This is a genomic window from Sphingomonas sp. P2_B6, from assembly GCF_056404755.1.
The window spans coordinates 353,511-372,375 of record NZ_JBFUDK010000004.1 but is presented as its reverse complement, the minus strand read 5'-3'; the positions used below and the strand labels follow the sequence as shown (position 1 = coordinate 372,375).

General features: G+C 65.8%; 12 protein-coding genes. 7 read left to right on the top strand and 5 right to left on the bottom strand.

The window, feature by feature from the left end; genetic code table 11:
- Positions 1-115: 115 nt before the first annotated feature.
- Complete coding sequence (locus tag AC1DX5_RS08460; protein WP_478014821.1) at positions 116-754, bottom strand: TetR/AcrR family transcriptional regulator; 639 nt, start codon at positions 752-754, stop codon at positions 116-118.
- Positions 755-844: 90 nt separating this feature from the next.
- Here AC1DX5_RS08460 and AC1DX5_RS08455 point away from each other — a divergent pair, with 90 nt between their 5' ends.
- A complete protein-coding gene (locus AC1DX5_RS08455; RefSeq protein WP_478014820.1) occupies positions 845-1,510 on the top strand; it encodes an O-methyltransferase in 666 nt (221 codons plus the stop codon).
- A 222-nt stretch (positions 1,511-1,732) separates the two neighbouring features.
- Here AC1DX5_RS08455 and AC1DX5_RS08450 read toward each other — a convergent pair whose 3' ends face one another.
- Positions 1,733-2,335, bottom strand: coding sequence for a TetR family transcriptional regulator C-terminal domain-containing protein (locus tag AC1DX5_RS08450; protein WP_478014819.1), 603 nt, complete (start codon positions 2,333-2,335; stop codon positions 1,733-1,735).
- A gap of 102 nt (positions 2,336-2,437) precedes the next feature.
- On the opposite strand from AC1DX5_RS08450, the gene AC1DX5_RS08445 reads away from it, so the two are divergent.
- Together AC1DX5_RS08445 and AC1DX5_RS08440 are read left to right on the top strand one after the other, a co-directional pair.
- Positions 2,438-3,637: an aromatic ring-hydroxylating oxygenase subunit alpha gene (locus AC1DX5_RS08445; protein ID WP_478014818.1), complete on the top strand. Its 1,200-nt coding sequence runs from the start codon at positions 2,438-2,440 to the stop codon at positions 3,635-3,637.
- A gap of 97 nt (positions 3,638-3,734) precedes the next feature.
- Positions 3,735-5,348, top strand: coding sequence for a phytoene desaturase family protein (locus tag AC1DX5_RS08440; protein WP_478014817.1), 1,614 nt, complete (start codon positions 3,735-3,737; stop codon positions 5,346-5,348).
- Here AC1DX5_RS08440 and AC1DX5_RS08435 read toward each other — a convergent pair.
- Positions 5,320-6,633 carry an amino acid permease gene (locus tag AC1DX5_RS08435; protein ID WP_478014816.1) on the bottom strand — a complete coding sequence of 438 codons (1,314 nt, stop codon included), beginning with the start codon at positions 6,631-6,633 and terminating at the stop codon, positions 5,320-5,322. The genes AC1DX5_RS08440 and AC1DX5_RS08435 overlap by 29 nt on opposite strands.
- 70 nt (positions 6,634-6,703) lie before the next feature.
- Between AC1DX5_RS08435 and AC1DX5_RS08430 the strand changes: the two genes are divergently transcribed.
- The 3 genes from AC1DX5_RS08430 to AC1DX5_RS08420 all read left to right on the top strand — a co-directional run bounded on the left by AC1DX5_RS08430 (position 6,704) and on the right by AC1DX5_RS08420 (position 15,180).
- Complete coding sequence (locus AC1DX5_RS08430; protein WP_478014815.1) at positions 6,704-8,320, top strand: tetratricopeptide repeat-containing sulfotransferase family protein; 1,617 nt, start codon at positions 6,704-6,706, stop codon at positions 8,318-8,320.
- A gap of 114 nt (positions 8,321-8,434) precedes the next feature.
- The gene (locus AC1DX5_RS08425) at positions 8,435-11,017 is read left to right on the top strand and encodes a TonB-dependent receptor (protein ID WP_478014814.1); all 2,583 of its coding nucleotides are present in this window, start codon (positions 8,435-8,437) and stop codon (positions 11,015-11,017) included.
- 419 nt (positions 11,018-11,436) lie between these two features.
- Positions 11,437-15,180 (top strand): LamG-like jellyroll fold domain-containing protein, encoded by a 3,744-nt coding sequence (locus AC1DX5_RS08420; RefSeq protein ID WP_478014897.1) that lies wholly within the window; start codon positions 11,437-11,439, stop codon positions 15,178-15,180.
- 7 nt (positions 15,181-15,187) lie between these two features.
- On the opposite strand, the gene AC1DX5_RS08415 is transcribed toward AC1DX5_RS08420, so the two are convergent.
- On the bottom strand, positions 15,188-16,084 hold the full coding sequence (locus AC1DX5_RS08415) for a LysR family transcriptional regulator (protein ID WP_478014813.1): 897 nt from the start codon (positions 16,082-16,084) through the stop codon (positions 15,188-15,190).
- A gap of 104 nt (positions 16,085-16,188) precedes the next feature.
- Here AC1DX5_RS08415 and AC1DX5_RS08410 point away from each other — a divergent pair, with 104 nt between their 5' ends.
- Complete coding sequence (locus AC1DX5_RS08410) at positions 16,189-17,802, top strand: family 43 glycosylhydrolase (protein ID WP_478014896.1); 1,614 nt, start codon at positions 16,189-16,191, stop codon at positions 17,800-17,802.
- A gap of 6 nt (positions 17,803-17,808) precedes the next feature.
- On the opposite strand, the gene AC1DX5_RS08405 is transcribed toward AC1DX5_RS08410, so the two are convergent.
- Positions 17,809-18,804, bottom strand: a complete 996-nt coding sequence (locus tag AC1DX5_RS08405; protein ID WP_478014812.1) for an alpha/beta hydrolase — start codon at positions 18,802-18,804, stop codon at positions 17,809-17,811.
- Positions 18,805-18,865: the final 61 nt, after the last annotated feature.

The window sequence follows — 18,865 nt, the reverse complement described above, 5'->3', positions numbered from 1 at the left end:
GCAGGGCCCCCTTGGTGCAGTCGTTGCTGCGATGCAGCGACGCGCCCTGTGCGCCCGGACCATGCCAGTTTCGCGACGTTTCGGTTGCGATGGTGTGACAGTGGCCGATCTGGTCTTAACTGCCCGCGACAGCCAGCCGCTCCAGATAGGCGCACAACATGTCCGCCAGCGCGTCAGCATAGGCATGGATTTCCTCTGCCGTGCGCGGCGTGGCGGAAAAGCTGCTGCCCACCTCGCTCAAGGTCGTCTCGACGAGATCGCCGACCAGCGATCGCCGGCTCTCGGTGGCGTCAGGCAGCAGCTCAAGCAGGAATGACTGGAAGGCCTGTGTGCTCGACGCATGGACGTCGATCGCCTCGGGCGCGTCGCGATACAGCGGCGCTGCGTCGTTGAGCGCGCCGCGGATCTCCGCTTCTTCGCATTCCGAGCGGATGAACATATGGACCAGGGTGCGCACGCGTTCGAGCGGCGGTTTTGTGCGATCCTCCAGAATGTCGCGCATCAGGTCGCTGGTGGCCCGCCACTCGTCGCTCTGCAGCCGGAACAGGATCGCCGCCTTGTTGGGAAAATACTGGTAGAGCGAGCCGACGCTCACCCCCGCGCGCTCGGCGACTCGGGCCGTGGTGAATCGCTGCGCGCCCTCGGTCCTCAAAACCTGAACAGCGGCATCGAGGACCGCTGCGACAAGGTCGTTGGAGCGGGCCTGTTTAGGCTGTTTGAGCAAGGAGACACGGGCACTTCGTCGGGTCGTCATCTGCGGTTTCGCCAATGCGAATAGGAAAGCTGACGAACTAGTCGTATTTCTACCGGCGAGCAAATAGCTGCTCGAAACCGGAGAAAATGGATGAGCATCCTTACCAGCGCGCCGGTGGCGCCGCTGCTCGATCGCCTGTTCGCTGAAGCCGAGGCTGCGCACCCGTCGATGAGCCCCGTCTTCGCGTCCGTCTCTGTCGAGGAGCGGCGTCGAGTCATGATGAGCAAGACCGATTATCGCGAACTGTATGACAGGCTGAAGGACTTCGCGCTTCCCGTCTCGCGCGAGACGGGCAAGCTCCTCTATCTGCTCGCGCGGGCGGGCAATGCCCGATCGATCGTCGAGTTTGGCACCTCGTTCGGCCTCTCGACCTTGCATCTTGCGGCGGCACTACGGGAAAATGGCGGTGGGCGGCTGATCACCAGCGAATTCGAACCGTCGAAGCTGGCCATCGCCAGGGAGAACCTCGCGGCCGGCGGCCTGGCTGACCTGGTCGAGTTCCGCGAAGGCGACGCGCTGGACACGCTGGCGTCGGATCTGCCCGAGACGATCGACCTGCTCCTGCTCGATGGCGCCAAGTCGCTCTATCTGGAGGTGCTGGCGTTGGTGGAGAGCCGGTTGCGACCGGGCGCGGTGATCGTTGCCGACAACACCGATTATTGCCCCGACTATCTCGAACGCGTCAGTTCGGTCGCGAACGGCTATTGGTCGATGTCGTTCACGGACGACGTCGAACTCTCGATCCGCCTCGCTTGAGCCGCCTCAATGTCACCGGCGACTGACATTTTGTCAGTCGCCGGTGACGTGACGCGGCGTCATAGTAAGTATTTGAAAAAAAGAAAAATAATCAGCGCACCTTATCGGGTGAGCGCAAAATGTCACCGACCCTCATGACATTTCCAGCGGACACTCGATTCAATCGCTGCCCGGCAGGCGCTATCGAGGCGATCGCGGCGGCGATCACCGCACGGCTCTTTCTCAGCGCTGGAGAGGTAGCAGCGCGTCGATATGGCGCTCGGCGATCGCGCTCGCCTCGGCTGGGGTGAAGGCGTCGGGGGCGAGGCAGAGTTCCAGCCACAGGCCGTCCACGATCGCGCTGATGCCGATCGCAGCAAGGCGACGGTCGTTTTCCGCCATGCCGCAGGCGGCGAGCAGGGTTTCGAGATCGCGCCGGTATGCGCCGTAAAGGTCGCGGTGCAGCCGGGCGATGTCGTCATTGCTCTTCACCAGGCTCCAGAAGGCGATCCAGGTCGAGAGCAGGCCGGGATCGGCGATCGGCCTGGCGAAGCTGGCGGTGACATGCGCGAGCAGGCGCGCGCGGGGCTCCGGTCCGGCGGCGGCCATGGCGGCTTCGAAGGCGGTCGAGACCTGCGCGTCGACATGCGCATAGGTCGCCGCGATCAGCGCATCTATGCCGTCGAAATAATGGCCGAGCAGGCCCGGCGACACGCCCGCCTCGGCTGAGATGGTACGGACCGACACGCCCGTCGCGCCGTGGGTGGCGAGTACGCGCGCAGTCGCCTCGATCAGGCTGAGGCGGCGCGCATCGGGTTCGGCGCGGGTGAAGGCGGGTTTGTGCACTTGCCCCTTCTCCCGTTCGTGTCGAGCGAAGTCGAGACACATTCGCGTTGCGCCTCCGTCTATCTTGTTATACGATCGTTCAACAAGAAAACGGAGGCCGGCATGGCGCATCGCTACGCGGACACTGGCGAAGGGAAGGGGGCGGAAGGGCACGATCCCGACGCCGACTTCAGCCTGCCGGGCTGGCTCTATACCGATCCCGAATATTTCGACGTCGAGGTGGCGCGGGTGATCCGGCCGTCCTGGCAGATCGTCTGCCACGTCAGCGATATCCCCAAGCCGGGCGACTATCACACGCTCGATTATATCGGCGAAAGCGTGATCGCGGTGCGCGGCGAGGATGGCGCGGTGCGCGCCTTCGCCAATGTCTGCCGCCACCGCGCGATGCGGTTGGTCGAGGGGCCGGCGGGGTGCGCGAAGAAGCTGGTCTGCCCCTATCACGCCTGGGCCTATGAGCTTGACGGGCGGCTGACCGGCGTGCCGATGAAGGGCGATTATCCCGCGCTCGACATGGCGAAGAACGGCCTCGCGGCGGTCGATATCGAGATCTGGAACGGCTTCGTGTTTGTCCGGCTCGAGGATGACGGCGGCCCGTCGGTCGCCGGGATGATGACGCCGTACGAGGCCGAGATCGCGCCTTACCGCTTCGAGGAGATGCGCACGCTCAGCCCGGTGCGGCTGCGCGAGCGGGCGGTGAACTGGAAGAATGTCGGCGACAATTATTCCGACAATCTGCACATCCCGGTCGCTCATGCCGGCCTGACCCGGCTGTTCGGCAAGAGCTATGCGATCGAGGCGCAGCCCTGGGTCGACAAGATGTCCGGCTATCTTGCCGACAAGCCGTCGAACGACCGGTGGGAGCGCCTGTACCAGGCGCATCTGCCCCGCGCGGAGCATCTGCCCGAGGCGCAGCAGAAGCTGTGGCTCTATTACAAATTGTGGCCGAACATGGCGTTCGACATCTATCCCGACCAGGTCGATTTCATGCAGTGGCTGCCGCTGTCGCCGACCACCTGCGTGCTGCGCGAAATGGCCTTTGCGCTGCCCGACGACCGGCGCGAGATGAAGCTGGTGCGCTACGCCAACTGGCGGATCAACCGCACGGTCAATGCCGAGGACACCTGGCTGATCACGCGGGTGCAGCAGGGCATGGCGTCGCAAAGCTACACGGTCGGCCCGATCGGCGCGAGCGAAGTGTGCCTGCGCAGCTTTGCGAAGAAGATCCGGCGGCTGATCCCCGAGGCACGGCTGCACAAGGCGCCGGCGCCGGGGTGGAGCCGGCGACCGCGCCCGGTGGACTGACGATCCACCACCGTTCGTGTCGAGCGAAGTCGAGACACGGCCACGGGCGCGCCAGACGCGGTTTCTCGACTTCGCTCGAAACGAACGGGTGGTTTGAATGACGAAAAAATACGACGCGCTCATCATCGGCGGTGGCCATAACGGCCTGGTGTGCGCCTTCTATCTCGCGCGTGCCGGCCTCAAGGTCCGCGTGCTCGAACGCCGCGCGATCGTCGGCGGCGCGGCCGTCACTGAGGAGTTCCATCCCGGTTTCCGCAACTCGACCGCGAGTTACACGGTCAGCCTGCTCCGTCCCAAGGTGATCAAGGACATGCGGCTGCACGAGCGCGGCTGGCGGATCATCGAGCGGACGATCTCCAACTTCTTCCCGAACGAGAAGGGCTATCTCAAGCTCGGCGGCGGCGAGGATCGCACCCGTGCCGAGTTCGCGCGCTATTCGCAGAAGGACGCAGACACCTTCCCGAAGTACGAGGAAGCGCTCGAGCGCGTCGCCGAGGTGCTGCGCGATATGGCGCTGAAGACCCCGCCCAACGCCGGCGGCGGCATCCGCGCGCTGATCGCGGCGGCGGCGCAGGGCAGGCGGCTCGCCGGCATGGGACTCGAGGCGCAGCGCGACGTGATGGACCTGTTCGTCAAGTCGGCGCGGGACTTTCTCGATAGCTGGTACGAGGACGAATATGTGAAGGCCGCGTTCGGCTTCGACGCGGTCGTCGGCAATTATGCCAGCGTCGACACGCCGGGCTCGGCCTATGTGCTGCTCCACCACGTCTTTGGCGAAGTGAACGGCAAGAAGGGCGCCTGGGGCCATAGCGTCGGCGGGATGGGCGCGATCACCCAGTTCATGGCGGAGGCCTGCACCGACATGGGCGCCGAGATCAGCCTCGAGACCCCGGTCGCGAAAGTACTGGTCGACGGCAATCGCGTGACGGGCGTGACGCTGGAAAGCGGCGAGGAGATTGCCGCCGATATCGTCGCGGCCAATGTCGGACCGGCGCTGCTGTACCGCCAACTGGTCGACCGCAGCGACATGACCCCGGAATTCGCCCGCCGGATGGACAATTTCAAGACCGGCTCCGGCACCTTCCGGATGAACGTCGCCCTCTCCGAACTGCCCGATTTCTCGGTCCTGCCGGGCAAGCAGGTCGCCGAGCATCACACCTGCGGCATCATCATCTCGCCGACGCTCGATTATATGGACAAGGCCTTCACGGACGCGAAGGCCAAGGGCTGGTCGGACGAGCCGATCGTCGAGATGAAGCTGCCCACGTCGATCGACGACAGCCTGGCCCCCCCGGGCATGCACATCGCCAGCCTGTTCTGCCAGCAATTCGCGCCGGAACTGCCCGACGGACGCTCATGGGACGACGAGCGCGAAAAGGCGGCGGACCTGATCATCGACACGGTCACCAGGCACGCGCCGAACTTCAAGGGCGCGGTCATCGCGCGGCAGATCCATTCCCCGCTCGACCTGGAGCGCAAGTTCGGGCTGATCGACGGCGACATCATGCACGGGCATATGTCGCTCGATCAGCTCTGGGCGTCCCGGCCGGTGCTCGGGCATGGCGCCTACCGGTCACCGATCAAGGGCCTTTATATGTGCGGTGCCGGCACCCATCCGGGCGGTGGCGTCACTGGCGCGCCGGGCCATAACGCAGCGCACGAGATCATCGCCGATCGCGGCATCATGGGGCGGTGGCGGCGCTGGAAGTGACCCGCTCGCGATGGACCATCCAATAAACCGGCAGGCCGAGCAGCAGCAGCACAAGGCCCCATAGATCGGCCTTGAGACCAAGGCCGTAGACCATCCAGACCACGAACGCCGCGGCGATGGCGGCCGCCAGCTTGAGAGGAACATCGTCGGGCAGCAGCCGGATCGCCGCCAGCGCGCAGGCGAGATAGGCGAGCATGCCCGAGGCGAGCGAGATCGAGGCGATGTCTTGGAACAGCTGACCCATCGACCCGGTATAGTTCATCAGGGTCACGATCGTGACCAGCACGCCCGAGACGAGATGCGCGCGCGCCGGGGTGCCGCGGCTGCTTTCCTTCGCCAGCCAGGCGGGGAACACGCCGCCGCGCGCCATCGCCCAGGGCACTTCGCCCTGCAGCAGGATGAAGCCGTTGAGCGCACCGAACGCGCTGATCGCGGCGAACAGCGCGACGATCTCGGCGGTGCCCGATCCGAAGCCGCGACCGAGGAATTCGGCGATCGGGGAAGGTGAGGCGGCCGTGATCGCGGCGGGCATCAGGAACATCGTGGCGGCGGAGACCAGCACATAGACCAGGCCGGTCAGCACCGTGCCGATCAGGGTCACGCGCGGCACGATGTGCGCCGCATTCTCCACCTTGTCGGCCGGGACGGTCGCCGATTCGACGCCGAGAAAACCCCAGAAGGTGATCGCGGCAGCACCGGCGATCGAGCCGACGCCGAGCGGCACCGGCGTATAGGGCGCGATGGCGGCGCTGCCGTCGCGCAGCAGCAGCCAGGCGGCGAGCAGGATCACGCCGACCAGCGGCAGCAGCTTCAAGGCGGTGGTGACGAACTGCACCTTGCCGGCCAGCGCCACGCCGCGGATATTGACCGCGATCAGCGCCCAGATCGCGACCAGCGCCGCGATCGCGGGCAGCCCCGGCGTCGACCCGAGCTTGGGAAAGATCAGGCTGAGCGCGCTGACCACGGCGACCGCGACCGCGGCATTGCCGCACCATATCAGCACCCAGTAGCTCCAGGCGACCGCAAAACCGGCGGCAGGCCCGAACGCGGCCCGGGTAAAGGCATAGGGGCCGCCGGCACAGGGCAGCTTCGCACCGAGCCGGGCGAAGACGAAGGCGAGGCACAGCGCGCCGCCGATCGTGACGAACCAGCCCATCATGCCGTTCCAGCCGAGCGGCGCGAGCGTCGCCGGGAGCATGTAGACGCCCGATCCGATCATGTTGCCGACCACCAGCGCCAGGCAGGTCCAGAACCCCAGGGCGGCGCGTGACGGCGATGTGGACATAGGCAATCTCCCCGATAACGCACTCTACGGCTTGATCGGCGGCGCGCACCATGTTTCTTGGGCGCACCTCATGGCAAGCATTCCCCCCTCGCAATCCTCCTGGCAGCCCGAGAGCAGCCGCTGGCCGCCCCGGCTGATCGATGCCGCGCTGGCGCTGCACGACAATGCGCTGTCGGTCGCCGAGCCGCTGCTGCGCGCGCATCTCAAAGAGGATCCGTTCGACGTCGCCGCGATCCGCATGCTCGCCGAGCTGGCCGGGCGGATCGGGCGTTACAAGGATGCCGAAACGCTGCTGCGCCGCGCGCTGGAGCTGTCCCCCGCATTCACCGCCGCGCGCGCGAACCTCGCCATCGCGCTCTACCGGCAGAATCGCCCGACCGAGGCGATCGCCGAACTCGATCTGGTGCTCGACGACGAGCCGGACAATCCCGGTCATGCCAATCTCAAGGCCGCGGCGCTCGGCAGGATCGGCGGGTTCGACGAAGCGATCGAGCTGTACGAGGCAGTGCTGAAGAGCGCGCCGACACAGCCCAAGGTCTGGATGAGCTATGGCCATATGCTCAAGACGGTCGGGCGCCAGGCGGACGGCGTGGCCGCCTATCGTGAGGCTATCGCGCTGAAGCCCGAACTGGGCGAGGCATGGTGGAGCCTCGCCAATCTGAAGACCGTCAAGTTCGACGAGGCGGATATCGCGGCGATGCAGGCGGCCCTGGCGCGCGACGAGATATCGGACGAAGACCGGTTCCATCTCGATTTCGCGCTGGGCAAGGCGTTCGAGGATCGCAGACAGGCGCCCGAAGCGTTCGATCATTATGCCGCGGGCAATGCGCTGCGCCGGACGAAGATCGACTATGACGCCGACGAGACCGGGACGTTCGTCGACCGCAGCATCAAGTTGTGCACGCCCGCCTTTTTCGACGCGCGGGCGGGGCAGGGCTGCGATGCGCCCGACCCGATCTTCATCCTCGGCATGCCCCGCGCCGGATCGACCCTGGTCGAGCAGATCCTGTCGAGCCACCCGTTGGTCGAGGGCACCTCCGAACTGCCCGACATCCCGGCCCTCGCGCTGGCCGTGTCCAATTACCCGCAGCGGCTCGAGGCCCTGGCGCCGGAGCGCCTCGAGGCGCTGGGCGCTGAATATCTGCGCCGCGCCAGCGTGCAGCGGCGCACCGACCGGCCCTATTTCATCGACAAGCTGCCCAACAACTGGGCGCATTTGCCCTTCATCCACCTGATCCTGCCCAACGCGAAGATCGTCGACGCACGGCGGCATCCGCTCGGGTGCTGCTTCTCCAACTTCAAGCAGCATTTTGCGCGCGGCCAGGCGTTCAGCTATTCGCTCGAGGATATGGGCCGCTATTACCGCGATTATGTGCGGCTGATGGCGCATATCGATGCGGTGCGGCCGGGCCTCGTTCATCGCGTGATCTATGAGCGGATGGTGGATGATACCGAGGCGGAAGTGCGGGCGCTGCTCGCCGCGTGCCGTCTGGAATTCGATCCCGCATGCCTCGATTTCCACAAGACCGAGCGCGCCGTGCGCACCGCCAGCTCGGAACAGGTGCGTCAGCCGATCTTCCGCGAGGGCACGGAAAGCTGGAAGCCGTTCGAGCCCTGGCTTGATCCGCTCAAGACAGCGTTGGGTGATGTCCTCGACGCCTATCCGGAGGCTCCCGCCTTCCACTGAACGTTGCAAAACTGTCACGATGCGGCGGCGAAATGATTTCGTGTGCTGCGCCCGATTGACGGATGTTGCGAGTGCGAACAGCATCGCTCCAGATACATAACATCGGGGGCTACGATGCTCGTCACCAAGCGTAAACTCGCCGTCACTGCCCTGCTGGCGTCCGTCGCCGGCATCGCGACACCTGCCTTCGCGCAGTCGACCGACACCCAGGAAGCGGCGCCGGCCTCCGACCAGGATGACATCATCGTCACCGCGCAGAAGCGCGAGGAGAATATCCAGAACGTCCCGATCAGCATCCAGGCGATCGGCACGAAGAAGCTGGATCAGCTCAACATCGCCAACTTCGCCGAATATTCGCAGCTGCTGCCGTCGGTGTCGTTCCAGGCGCTGGGCGGCACACCCGGCACCAACGTCGTCTATATGCGCGGCGTCGCCTCGGGCGGCGACGGCAACCATTCGGGCTCGCTGCCCTCGGTCGGCGTCTATCTCGACGAACAGCCGGTCACCACGATCGGCGGCAATCTCGACGTGCATGTCTACGACATTGCCCGCATCGAGAGCCTCGCCGGCCCGCAGGGCACGCTCTACGGCGCCTCGTCCGAGGCCGGCACGATCCGCATCATCACCAACAAGCCCGACACGAGCGGCTTTTACGGCCGCGTGGATGGTGAAGTGAACTCAGTCAACAAGGGCGGCGTCGGCGGCAAGGCGGAAGGGATGATCAACATCCCGATCTCGCCCGACATCGCGTTCCGTGCGGTCGGCTTCTACCAGAAGGACGCGGGCTATATCGACAATGTGCCCGGCTGCCGCAGCTTCCTGCCCGAGACCAATCCGCTGGGCTGCACCGCGACCAATGGTGGCATCACGGTCAACAATTCGAAGTTTGTGAAGAAGGACTATAACGATACCGAGCTGTGGGGCGGCCGTGCCGCGTTGAAGATCGATCTAGACGAGAACTGGACGGTCACGCCGACCGCGATCTACCAGGATACGCGCTCGCACGGCAGCTATGGCTATGATCCGCGGCTCGGCGACCTGAAGGTCCAGCATTTCTTCCCGGAATATCGCCGCGACCGCTTCATCCAGGCGGCGCTGACGATCGAGGGCAAGCTCGGCAACTGGGACCTGACCTACGCCGGCGCCTATCTCGACCGGAAGACCTTATCCTCGAGCGACTATACCGATTACGCCGAGGCCTATGACCATCTCTACTCCTCCTATGGCGGCATCAGCAGCTATTTCTATTTCCACGATGCGGCCGGCAACACGATCGACCCGCGCCAGAAGGTGATCGGCAGCGATCACTTCAAGAAGATGAGCCAGGAATTCCGCGTCGCCTCGCCGCAGGGTGAGCGGTTCCGGGTGGTGGCCGGTGCCTTCTACCAGCGCCAGAGCAACGAGATTCACCAGGATTATCAGGTCGCTGGTCTCGCGCCCGAGCTGTCGGTGAACGGTTCCCCGGGCACGCTCTGGCTGACTCAGCAGCACCGCGTCGACAAGGATTACGCGGTGTTCGGGGAGGCTGCGTTCGACATCCTGCCGAACCTCACCCTGACCGCCGGCGGCCGCGCCTTCATCTACGACAACTCGCTGATCGGCTTCTTCGGCTTCGGACGCAATCCGGGCAATGGCTTCTCGGACGGGCCGCCCAACGCGGCGGGCAGCAACCGCACCGGTGTCGCGCAGTGCTTCACCACGTCCGGTCAGCGGCTCTACGACCGCGATACCGATACCTATAGCAGCTCGCTTACCCTGCTGCCGGCGGCGGTCGCGGGCAGCCCCTGTACCAATCTGGCGGTCTATGCGGTCGGGCGCGGACTGCAGCCGGTCAATACCCAGGGCCAGGGTTTCACGCATAAACTCAACCTGACATGGAAGCCGGTCGAGGACGTGCTGTTGTACGGCACCTGGTCGCGCGGCTTCCGGCCGGGCGGCATCAACCGGCGCGGTACCATCCCGCCCTATGCCGCCGACTTCCTGACCAATTACGAGATCGGCTGGAAGACGACGCTGGCGGGCGGCAAGCTCCGTTTCAACGGCGCGATCTATCAGCAGGAATGGAAAGCGTTCCAGTTCGCCTTCCTCGGCCAGAACAGCTTCACCGAAATCCACAATGGCCCCGATGCGCGCATCCGCGGTGTCGAAATGGACGCCAATCTCAATCTCGGCCCGCTCGTGCTGACGGCGGCGGGCTCCTACACGGACGCCAAGACCAAGAACAATCTGTGCCTGTATGACGATCCGACCTTTGCCTGCACACTGCCGGGGCCGGGCGGACAGGATAATTTGATATCGGCACCTGCCGGCACCAGGCTTCCGGTTACGCCACGCGTCAAGGTCAACGGCACGGCGCGCTATACCTTCGACCTCGGCACGCTGAAGCCCTATCTCCAGGGCGTGGTCGCCTACCAGAGCTCGGCCTCGTCCGATATCCGCACTGCGGTCATCCAGGCGGGGACGTTCGCGGTGGTCAATCCAGCCGCGCTGCAGGGACGCCTGCCGGCTTACACGACCGCGAATTTCGCGATCGGCGCCGAATTCACCAACTACACGCTCGAACTGTTCGTGCAGAACGCGTTCGACGAGCGCGGCCAGCTGTCGCGCTTCCAGGAATGCGGAAGCTGCTCGCAGCGGCCTTATATCGTGCCGATCAATCCGCGCACGATCGGGGTGAGGGCCGGCGCCAAGTTCTGATGAAAGGCGGCGGGCCGTGTCCCGCCGCCGCTTCGTGAACCTGACATCAGGCGAAACGTAAGTGGTTGTAATTAATTGAAATAATGGCGGTCTGGGCGGTTGGGAGCCGGGGGGAAGATACGAGACATATGGTGTCCCATATCTCCCTGCGATTCGCTCCCTATTCGCGCTGACGTGCCGCGCCTCGATTCAACTCATGCCGTTTCCGCGTTATCCCAATCTCGATCATCGACAACCGATGTCTTTCGCCGATTCCCGGCAACGACGCGGTGCTCGCCGATTTTGGGCTAGGAGAGCGCTCCAGATACTCGATCGCACGTTGATACCGGTGTCATCGGCTGCCATAGTAGCGAAAGGAAGGTGGACGTAACCGCCTCCATTGGAGAGCGCGTGTGACATTGGGGTTTCGTACATCCTGGATCGCCTTGGGAATTGCGCTGGCCGCGGGCAGCGCGCACGCTCAGGGAGCGCCCGACCCCACCGGCCTGCTGTTCCGCGCTCCCGCCGACAAAAACCTGATCGCCGAGCCTGCCGGGGGTGAGGCCGAGCCCAATTTCCAGAGCAACGTCGCGATCGTGCCCACCGGCAAGGCGGGCGGCGCGATCCAGTGGGAGGATGACGGCTATGTCGCCTGGCGCGCGCCGGGCAACATCCTGGCCCAGCGGGGCACGCTCTCCTTCTTCTGGCGGCCCCGCACGCCGGTGGGTGAGGCACCGTTCGCGATCTTCCGCGTCGGCTTCGCCGATCATTCGAGCTGGGACATGGCGTTCCTGCGGATCGACTGGAACGGGCACGGTTTCGATGCCTTCGTTACTGACGCCAATCTGGCGCGGAGCCGGGTGTCGTTCCGCATCGACTCGCTTCCCGCGGCGGACCGGTGGAAGCATATCGCCTTTTCCTGGGACGAGGGCGTCGGCGTGCGGCTGTTCGTCGACGGCAAGGAGGTCGCGCGCAAGGACGGCAAGGCCGATCTCGATGCCGGGCTCGACCAGTTCGGCCTGGCCGGGCGCGTCCTGTCGCCGCATCAGGTGCAAAGCCGCTACAATTTCATGCGCGGCAGCGATGTCGACGAGATTCGCGTCTATGACCATATGCTCGGGGCGGCCGACGTGGCGGCGCTGGCCGATAATGCGGAGCCGGCCGCGGCGCCCGCGCCTTCGGAAGCATCGCGCCGCGTCGCCTGGCTCCACCGCTTCGGCTGGGACACCGCATCGCCGCCCGCGCTGACTGGCGACACCACCAGCATCCGCAAGGTCGAGTTCGCTGATGCGAAGGACCTGAAGCAGTGGAACTGGAAGGGCGTGGACGGGATCCCCGAGACGACCTGGCCGGGCGTCTACAATCGCTCGCGACTGGCCGGGCGCGACGATTATTTCATCCTGCCCGACTGGAACACCTATGTGGAGGGCGGCAAGGCCTATGATCTGGCCGTGCCGGCTGGCGTGTCGTTCAACCGCGTCGAGATCCGCGGTGCGGTCTATGGCGCGCTGAGCTGGTTGGCGGATGGCGGTTCCTGGGCGACGCTCGCGCGGCGGCCGCAGGGCGAGGTGCGCAGCGTCGACAGTTTCGGGCGGAAGACCGGGGGCCGGCTGCGCTTCGCCAATACGGCACAGGAAACCCCGATCCAGGAAATCTGGGCCTATGACATAACCGATGCGGCAGAGCCCGCGGGCAGCTTCAAGCTGAGCTACACGGTGCAGGCCAATGCGGCACCGGCTTTCGCCACGCTCGCGTCGCTCAACGATTACATCGCCGGCCGTTACGCACCCGACGAACGCACTACGGTGGTCGCCCTTCCGGCGGGCGCGCGGGCCGCCGCCGGCGCGGGCAATGCCGCGGCCACGACCGCGATCGAGCATCGCGCCGATGCCGCCCCGATCGTCCATGTCCTGATCCCGTCCGGCTTCGGCGAAGCCTTTCTCGGCAAGCCATCCGCGCGGTCGTGGAATTATGGCTGGGAGAATGTCCATGACGGGCTCGACGGCATCGCGATCGACATACCCGCCCTGAAGGCGACGCCGGGCGCGGATGGGCTGATCCCGCTCAACATCCGGGTGAAGGACCCGATCTGGCCGGGCCGCGACATGATCGATGTGTCGGTGTCGGTCAGGCCGGGGCAGAAACGCACGGTCTGGCTCGACCTGCGCGACCGAATCCTGACCGATGACAGCCTGTTCCTGAGCATCGCTTCGGCCGCGCCCGATTTCGGCGCGGCGTCGCTCGACGGGATGCAAATTCGGCTGGTGTTCAAGGATCGCGCGGCGGCGCTGCCCGAGCATATCGCCGATCGGTTCAACCAGGTGAAGGACAATTGGGGTTTCCTGGTCGAGGAACATACCTCGTCGAAGCGCGCTGGCCTCTATCGGCGCCTCTATGGCGATATCTCCGACCTGCTCAGGGTCGATCCCGACAATGTCGAGGGGCGGCGCTATTGGGCCGATATCAGCTATGGCGAGCAGAATCTCCCGGCCTTCACGCAGCCCCAGGCGCCGGCTGGCGTGCCGCTCTGGGCGTTCCGGCAGCTCGAGGATCTGAAGCTGGTTCGCCAGTTCGTCACCTGGTGGATCGACAACCGGCAGGTGCCCTACGGCGATTTTGGCGGCGGCATTTCCGACGATACCGATCTGGTGCAGCAATGGCCGGGCCTCGCGCTGATGGGCGTCGAGCCGGACAAGATCAACGCATCCGTCCGCGCGCTGTCCGATGCGGCCCATGCCAATGGCATGATCACCAACGGGCTTGGCACGATCACTACCGACGAGCTCCACGCCTATGAGGAGGGGCTGAACAGCGATGCCGAGCGGCTCTATCTCAACTGGGGCGAGCCAAAGGCAGTCGAGCGGCTGATGGCGACGACCCGGGCGCTGGGCGGCGTCATCCTGAAGAACCCGGCCGGGCACCTGCATTTCGCCAGCAACTGGTATGGCGGGCAGAAGATGTACCGCGAGGGGCCATGGGAATGGCAGAAACCCTATAGCTTCACCGTGATGCACGGCCCGATCCTGATGGGTCTCTATAACGGCAATCCGTCGGCTCGGGGGCTCGTGACCGGCGTGGTCGATGGCTGGATGGCGCATGGTAGGCAGGACAAGGATGGGAACTGGGCCTATCCCAACGAGATCAACTGGCACACGGATGCCGAGCGCGTGGGTGATGGCGGCGGGGTGGCGACGCCGCTGCAATCGGCCTGGGCGGCGTGGCGCTTCACCGGCAACGAGACTTATCTCCGGCCAATCCTGGCGCGTACCGCGAAGAGCGGTCCGGGCTCACTTGCCGATATCAACGAGAATGCGGTCGATGCGCTTGGCCGAGGGAAGGACTGGGGCAAGGCGTTGACCGCCAGGGCGGGCGGCGGCGGGGCGTTCGAGCGCTATGCGGCGTGGAACGCGACCGGCGACACCAAATGGCTCGACGCGCTGCATGCGGATGCCATCGCCGACAAGGCGCAGCATCAGTATATGTATACCGAGGGGCATTGGTGGTCCGACCGGGTCGATCAGCCCAACGAGATCCTGCAGCGTGAACGGCTGGGCGGGGTGGCCTTGCGCCGCAACCAGAACTGGCCGGGCAACAGCGTGAGTTGGCGTTTCGCCGAGCCGGGCGCGGCGGAGCAGGTCGCGATCCTGGTGCCGGGCGCGACCATGGGCAGGTTCAAGGTGATCGCCTGGAACGCCAGCGGCCGCCCGCAGAGCGTCGCCATGACGGCGTGGAACGTGACCGCCGGGCGCTGGACGATGACCGGGCCGGCCGGCGCGAGCGAGGTCGCGCTCGAACGCAGCGCGTCGATCCCGCTGGTCTTCGCGCCGGGCGAGAATGTCTTCGAGTTCGCGCTGGCCACGCCGGGCCTGCCGACGGAGCGGCGCGCCGATCTGGGTATCGGCGTCGACGATGTGGTGGTGGCGAAGCGGGCGGTGACGGTGACCGTGCACAGCCTCGGCGCGATCGACGCGGTGGGCGGGACGGTGTCGCTCGAGGATGCGGGCGGCAAGATGCTGGCCACGGCGCCGATACCCCGGCTCGCCGCGCCGCTGGATCTTCAGCCGAAGACCGCGAAATTGAAACTGGCGCTGCCCACTGGTGCGGTGCGGGTCCGCGTCGCACTGGCGGGCAATGCGCCGGAGACGACCTTGCTCAACAATGTCGTCGTGCTCCCGGTCAAATAGGCCCGTGTCAGGTCAGGCTGGCCCAGAAACGCTCCGCCGCGGCGGCTTGCGGCGCGATCGGGCGGAACAGGCCGATCTCGATCGGTACATCCCAGTCCGGCCCGCCGGCGCGAACCAGCATGCCGCTCGCCATTTCCTTCGCTGCAAGCCCGGCGGGAAGCCAGGCGATGCCACGGCCCTCGCGCGCCTTGCCGAGCAGGGTGGCGGCAAGCTGCGCGGCGAAGACGCTTTCCAGCGCGGGCACGCGATCGGTGATGCCATGCGCGGCGACGATCTGGCCGAGCCCGGATTCCGCGGTGTAGGACAGCAGGGGCAGGGTGCCCGTCGTCCTGTCCAGCGACCAGCGGGGCGACCCGGCCGGATCGGACGCCACGAGCGGCACCAGCGAGTCCATGCCGACCACGATCGAGGTGAACTGGCTTGGCTCGAACCGGCTCGTCGCCAGTGCGTGGCGGTGACAGAGCAGGAATTGCGCCTGGCCCTGCAGCATCAACTCCTCGCACGCGGCAAGGCTGTCGGAAAACAACCGCATGGGGCCGATCGGTGCGCGCTGTTCGATCTGCCGGATCCAGCCCGGGAAGAAGGAGAAGGCAAGCGCGTGAGTCGCGGCGAAATGCAGCGTGGTGGTATCGCTGTCGCGCGCCTCGCCCACTTGCCGCGCGTCCCGCCGCAGCCGATCGATCGTTTCGATCAGGCCGGCCGCGCCGCGTTCGAACTCGAGGCCGGCGGCCGTCATCGTCACGCCGCTGGACGAGCGGATGAACAAGGCGGTGCCGATCCACTCCTCGAGCGCGCGGATGTGGCGGCCAAGGGTAGGTTGTGCGACACGGCGTGCCTCCGCCGCCCGCGAGAAACTGCCGCTTTCGGCAAGCGCGACGAAATCCTCGATCCACGCCAGTTCCACGCCGTTCCGACCTCGCCTTGCCCCGATCGGAAGTGGAATAGCAGGATGCGGTACGGAGGCCTAACGGTGCTGAAAGCGCGCGCTGCGGACATGGGAGCCCGATGATGACGGACGACACTGGCGGCGGGATCAACCGGCGCGACATGTTCGGCACGGCCTTGGCCGGTACCGCGGTCGCGCTGATCGGCCCGGCTGGGGCAGAGGCCGCGACCCGGAAGCCGGCGGTGCCTGACTGGCGGCGCGGCTATGATCGTCAGCGCGTCGCTGACCTGGGCGACGAGCGCTTCCTCAATCCGCTGCTGGCCGGCGACCATCCGGATCCGGCGATCCTGAAAGACGGCAGCGACTATTACATGACCTTTTCCAGCTTCGATTCCTATCCGGGGCTGACCATCTGGCATTCGCGCGACCTGGTGAACTGGCAGCCGCGCACCGCTGCGCTGACCCGCAATATCGGGTCGGTATGGRCCGTCTCCCTGGAGAAGCATGAGGGGCGCTATTTCCTCTACATCCCGGTCAAGGCGACCCCCAATTCGATCTGGGTGATCTGGGCCGATCATGTCGACGGCCCATGGAGCGATCCGGTCGATCTGGGGCTGCACCGCCATATCGACCCCTGCCATGCGGTGGGCGAGGACGGATCGCGCTGGCTGTTCCTGTCGGGCGGCGACCGCATCCGGCTGAGCGCCGACGGCCTGTCGACGGTCGGTGAGGTCGAGCATGTCTATGACCCATGGCACTATCCCGACGATTGGGATGTGGAGGGCTTTTCGCCGGAGGGACCCAAGCTGGTCCGTCATGGCGGCTGGTTCTACATGATCACAGCAGTGGGCGGCACCGCCGGCCCGCCGACCGGACATATGGTGATCGCGGCACGGTCCCGCTCGATCCACGGCCCATGGGAGAATTGCCCGCACAACCCGCTGGTCCGCACCGTCGACAATGAGGAGAAATGGTGGTGCCGCGGCCATGCTTCACTGGTCGAGGCGCCCGACAAGAGCTGGTGGTCGATCTATCACGGCTATGAGAACGGCTTCTGGACGCTCGGCCGGCAGGCGTTGCTCGACCCGATCGAATGGACTGCCGATGGCTGGTTCCGGATGAAGGGCGGCGATCTCTCCGCGCCGATCGCCAAGCCGAAGGGCGGTCAGGCGCTGCCGCATGGCCAGCCCCTGTCCGACGATTTCAGGACGCTCGCGCTCGGCGGTAAATGGAATTTCTTCAAGCCGGGGCCCAAGGAAAGCATCCGCGCCCGGGTCGAGAACGGAACGCTGATCCTCACCGCGAGCGGCGTGGCGCCCGTCGATTCATCGCCTTTGCTGCTGATCGCGGGCGATCTCGGCTATCAGTTCGAATGCGATATCGAAATCGCGCCGGGCGGCACGGCCGGGCTCGTGCTGTTCTACGACGAGAAGCTCTATTGCGGCCTCGGCTTCGATCAGGATCGCTTCGTCACGCACCAATATGGCATCGAGCGCGGCAGGCCGGCCAATCCGCACGGACGCAGGATGCGGATGCGGATCTCCAACAAGCGCCATATCGTTGCGATCCACACCAGCGGGGACGGGGGCAGGACCTGGGCACGCTTCGATCGCGGCATGGAGGTGTCGGGATACCACCATAATGTCCGTGGCGGTTTCCTGATGTTGCGGCCCGGCCTCTATTCGGCCGGAGCTGGTGAGGCGCGCTTCTCCAACTTCACCTATCGAGCGCTGTAGTCACCATCAGGCGAAGCCCTGAGTCCTGGCCCAGTCGACGAACAGCTCGGGCCATGCCGCGACCGGCTTGCCGATCGTCTTGCGCAGCCCGAAGCCGTGGCCGCCATTGGTGAACAGGTGAGTCTCGACGGTCACGCCCTGCGCCTTCAGCGCGGCGCGGAACATCAGGCTGTTCTCGACCTGCACCGTCGGATCGTCCTCGGCATGGAGCAGGAAGCAGGGCGGGGTCTGTTTCGTGACATTGTCCGCGGGCGTGTGCGCCCTTTCCAGTGCCGGACTCGCGTCCTTGCCGATCAGTTGCTCGCGTGAGCCCGCATGGGCGACCGGCAGGCTCATCGACTGCACCGCATAGATCGGCGCGGCGAGGAACGGGCGCGCGCTGAGCCGGTCGGCGGCATCGACCGGATCATAGGTCTTTGCCGCAAAGCGCGTGGCGAGATCGCAGCACAGATGGCCACCGGCGGAAAAGCCCATCGCTGCGACGCGCTCGGGATCGATCGCGAAGTCCCGCGCGCGCGACCGGATCAGCCGCATCGCGCGCTGCGCATCCGACAGCGCGACGTCAGGTCCGGCCTTCCATCCGTCGCCCGGCAGGCGATAGAACAGAACGAACACCGTATAGCCGCGTGCGCTCAGCCAGCGGGCGATCTCATACCCTTCCTTGTCGACCACGATGCGGACATAGGCGCCGCCCGGCATTGCGAGCACGGCGGCGCCATTGGAAATGCGCGGCCTGAACACGACCAAGCGCGGGCGCGCGATGCCGCGGACCGCACGGTCGGGAAGATCGGGGTCGGTGCTGCGCTGATCGACCGTCTCGACCGGCGGCGTGGCGGGCATGCCCGGCGCGCCCTTCGGCCAAAGATCGATCGTCTCCACCGGATCGGGCAGGCCGGGCACGGGTGCGTCTCCCGCCTTTGCCGGAGGAGGGGTTTGCGCGCGTGCGCCGGCTGTGACGCTTGCGGCAAGAGTCCCGAGGATCAGGTCGCGACGATCGAACATGGAACCTCCGAAGAAAAAGAAACGGACGCTGCCCGGATAGGCAAGCGTCCGTCAGGATAGT

What these genes read in the sequence shown, in the direction of transcription:
- AC1DX5_RS08445 (WP_478014818.1), top strand. Translation starts at nt 2,438, where the DNA reads ATGGCGCATCGCTACGCGGACACTGGCGAAGGGAAGGGGGCGGAAGGG.
- AC1DX5_RS08440 (WP_478014817.1), top strand. Translation starts at nt 3,735, where the DNA reads ATGACGAAAAAATACGACGCGCTCATCATCGGCGGTGGCCATAACGGC.
- AC1DX5_RS08435 (WP_478014816.1), bottom strand. Translation starts at nt 6,633, where the DNA reads ATGTCCACATCGCCGTCACGCGCCGCCCTGGGGTTCTGGACCTGCCTG.
- AC1DX5_RS08405 (WP_478014812.1), bottom strand. Translation starts at nt 18,804, where the DNA reads ATGTTCGATCGTCGCGACCTGATCCTCGGGACTCTTGCCGCAAGCGTC.
- AC1DX5_RS08430 (WP_478014815.1), top strand. Translation starts at nt 6,704, where the DNA reads ATGGCAAGCATTCCCCCCTCGCAATCCTCCTGGCAGCCCGAGAGCAGC.
- AC1DX5_RS08455 (WP_478014820.1), top strand. Translation starts at nt 845, where the DNA reads ATGAGCATCCTTACCAGCGCGCCGGTGGCGCCGCTGCTCGATCGCCTG.
- AC1DX5_RS08425 (WP_478014814.1), top strand. Translation starts at nt 8,435, where the DNA reads ATGCTCGTCACCAAGCGTAAACTCGCCGTCACTGCCCTGCTGGCGTCC.
- AC1DX5_RS08460 (WP_478014821.1), bottom strand. Translation starts at nt 754, where the DNA reads ATGACGACCCGACGAAGTGCCCGTGTCTCCTTGCTCAAACAGCCTAAA.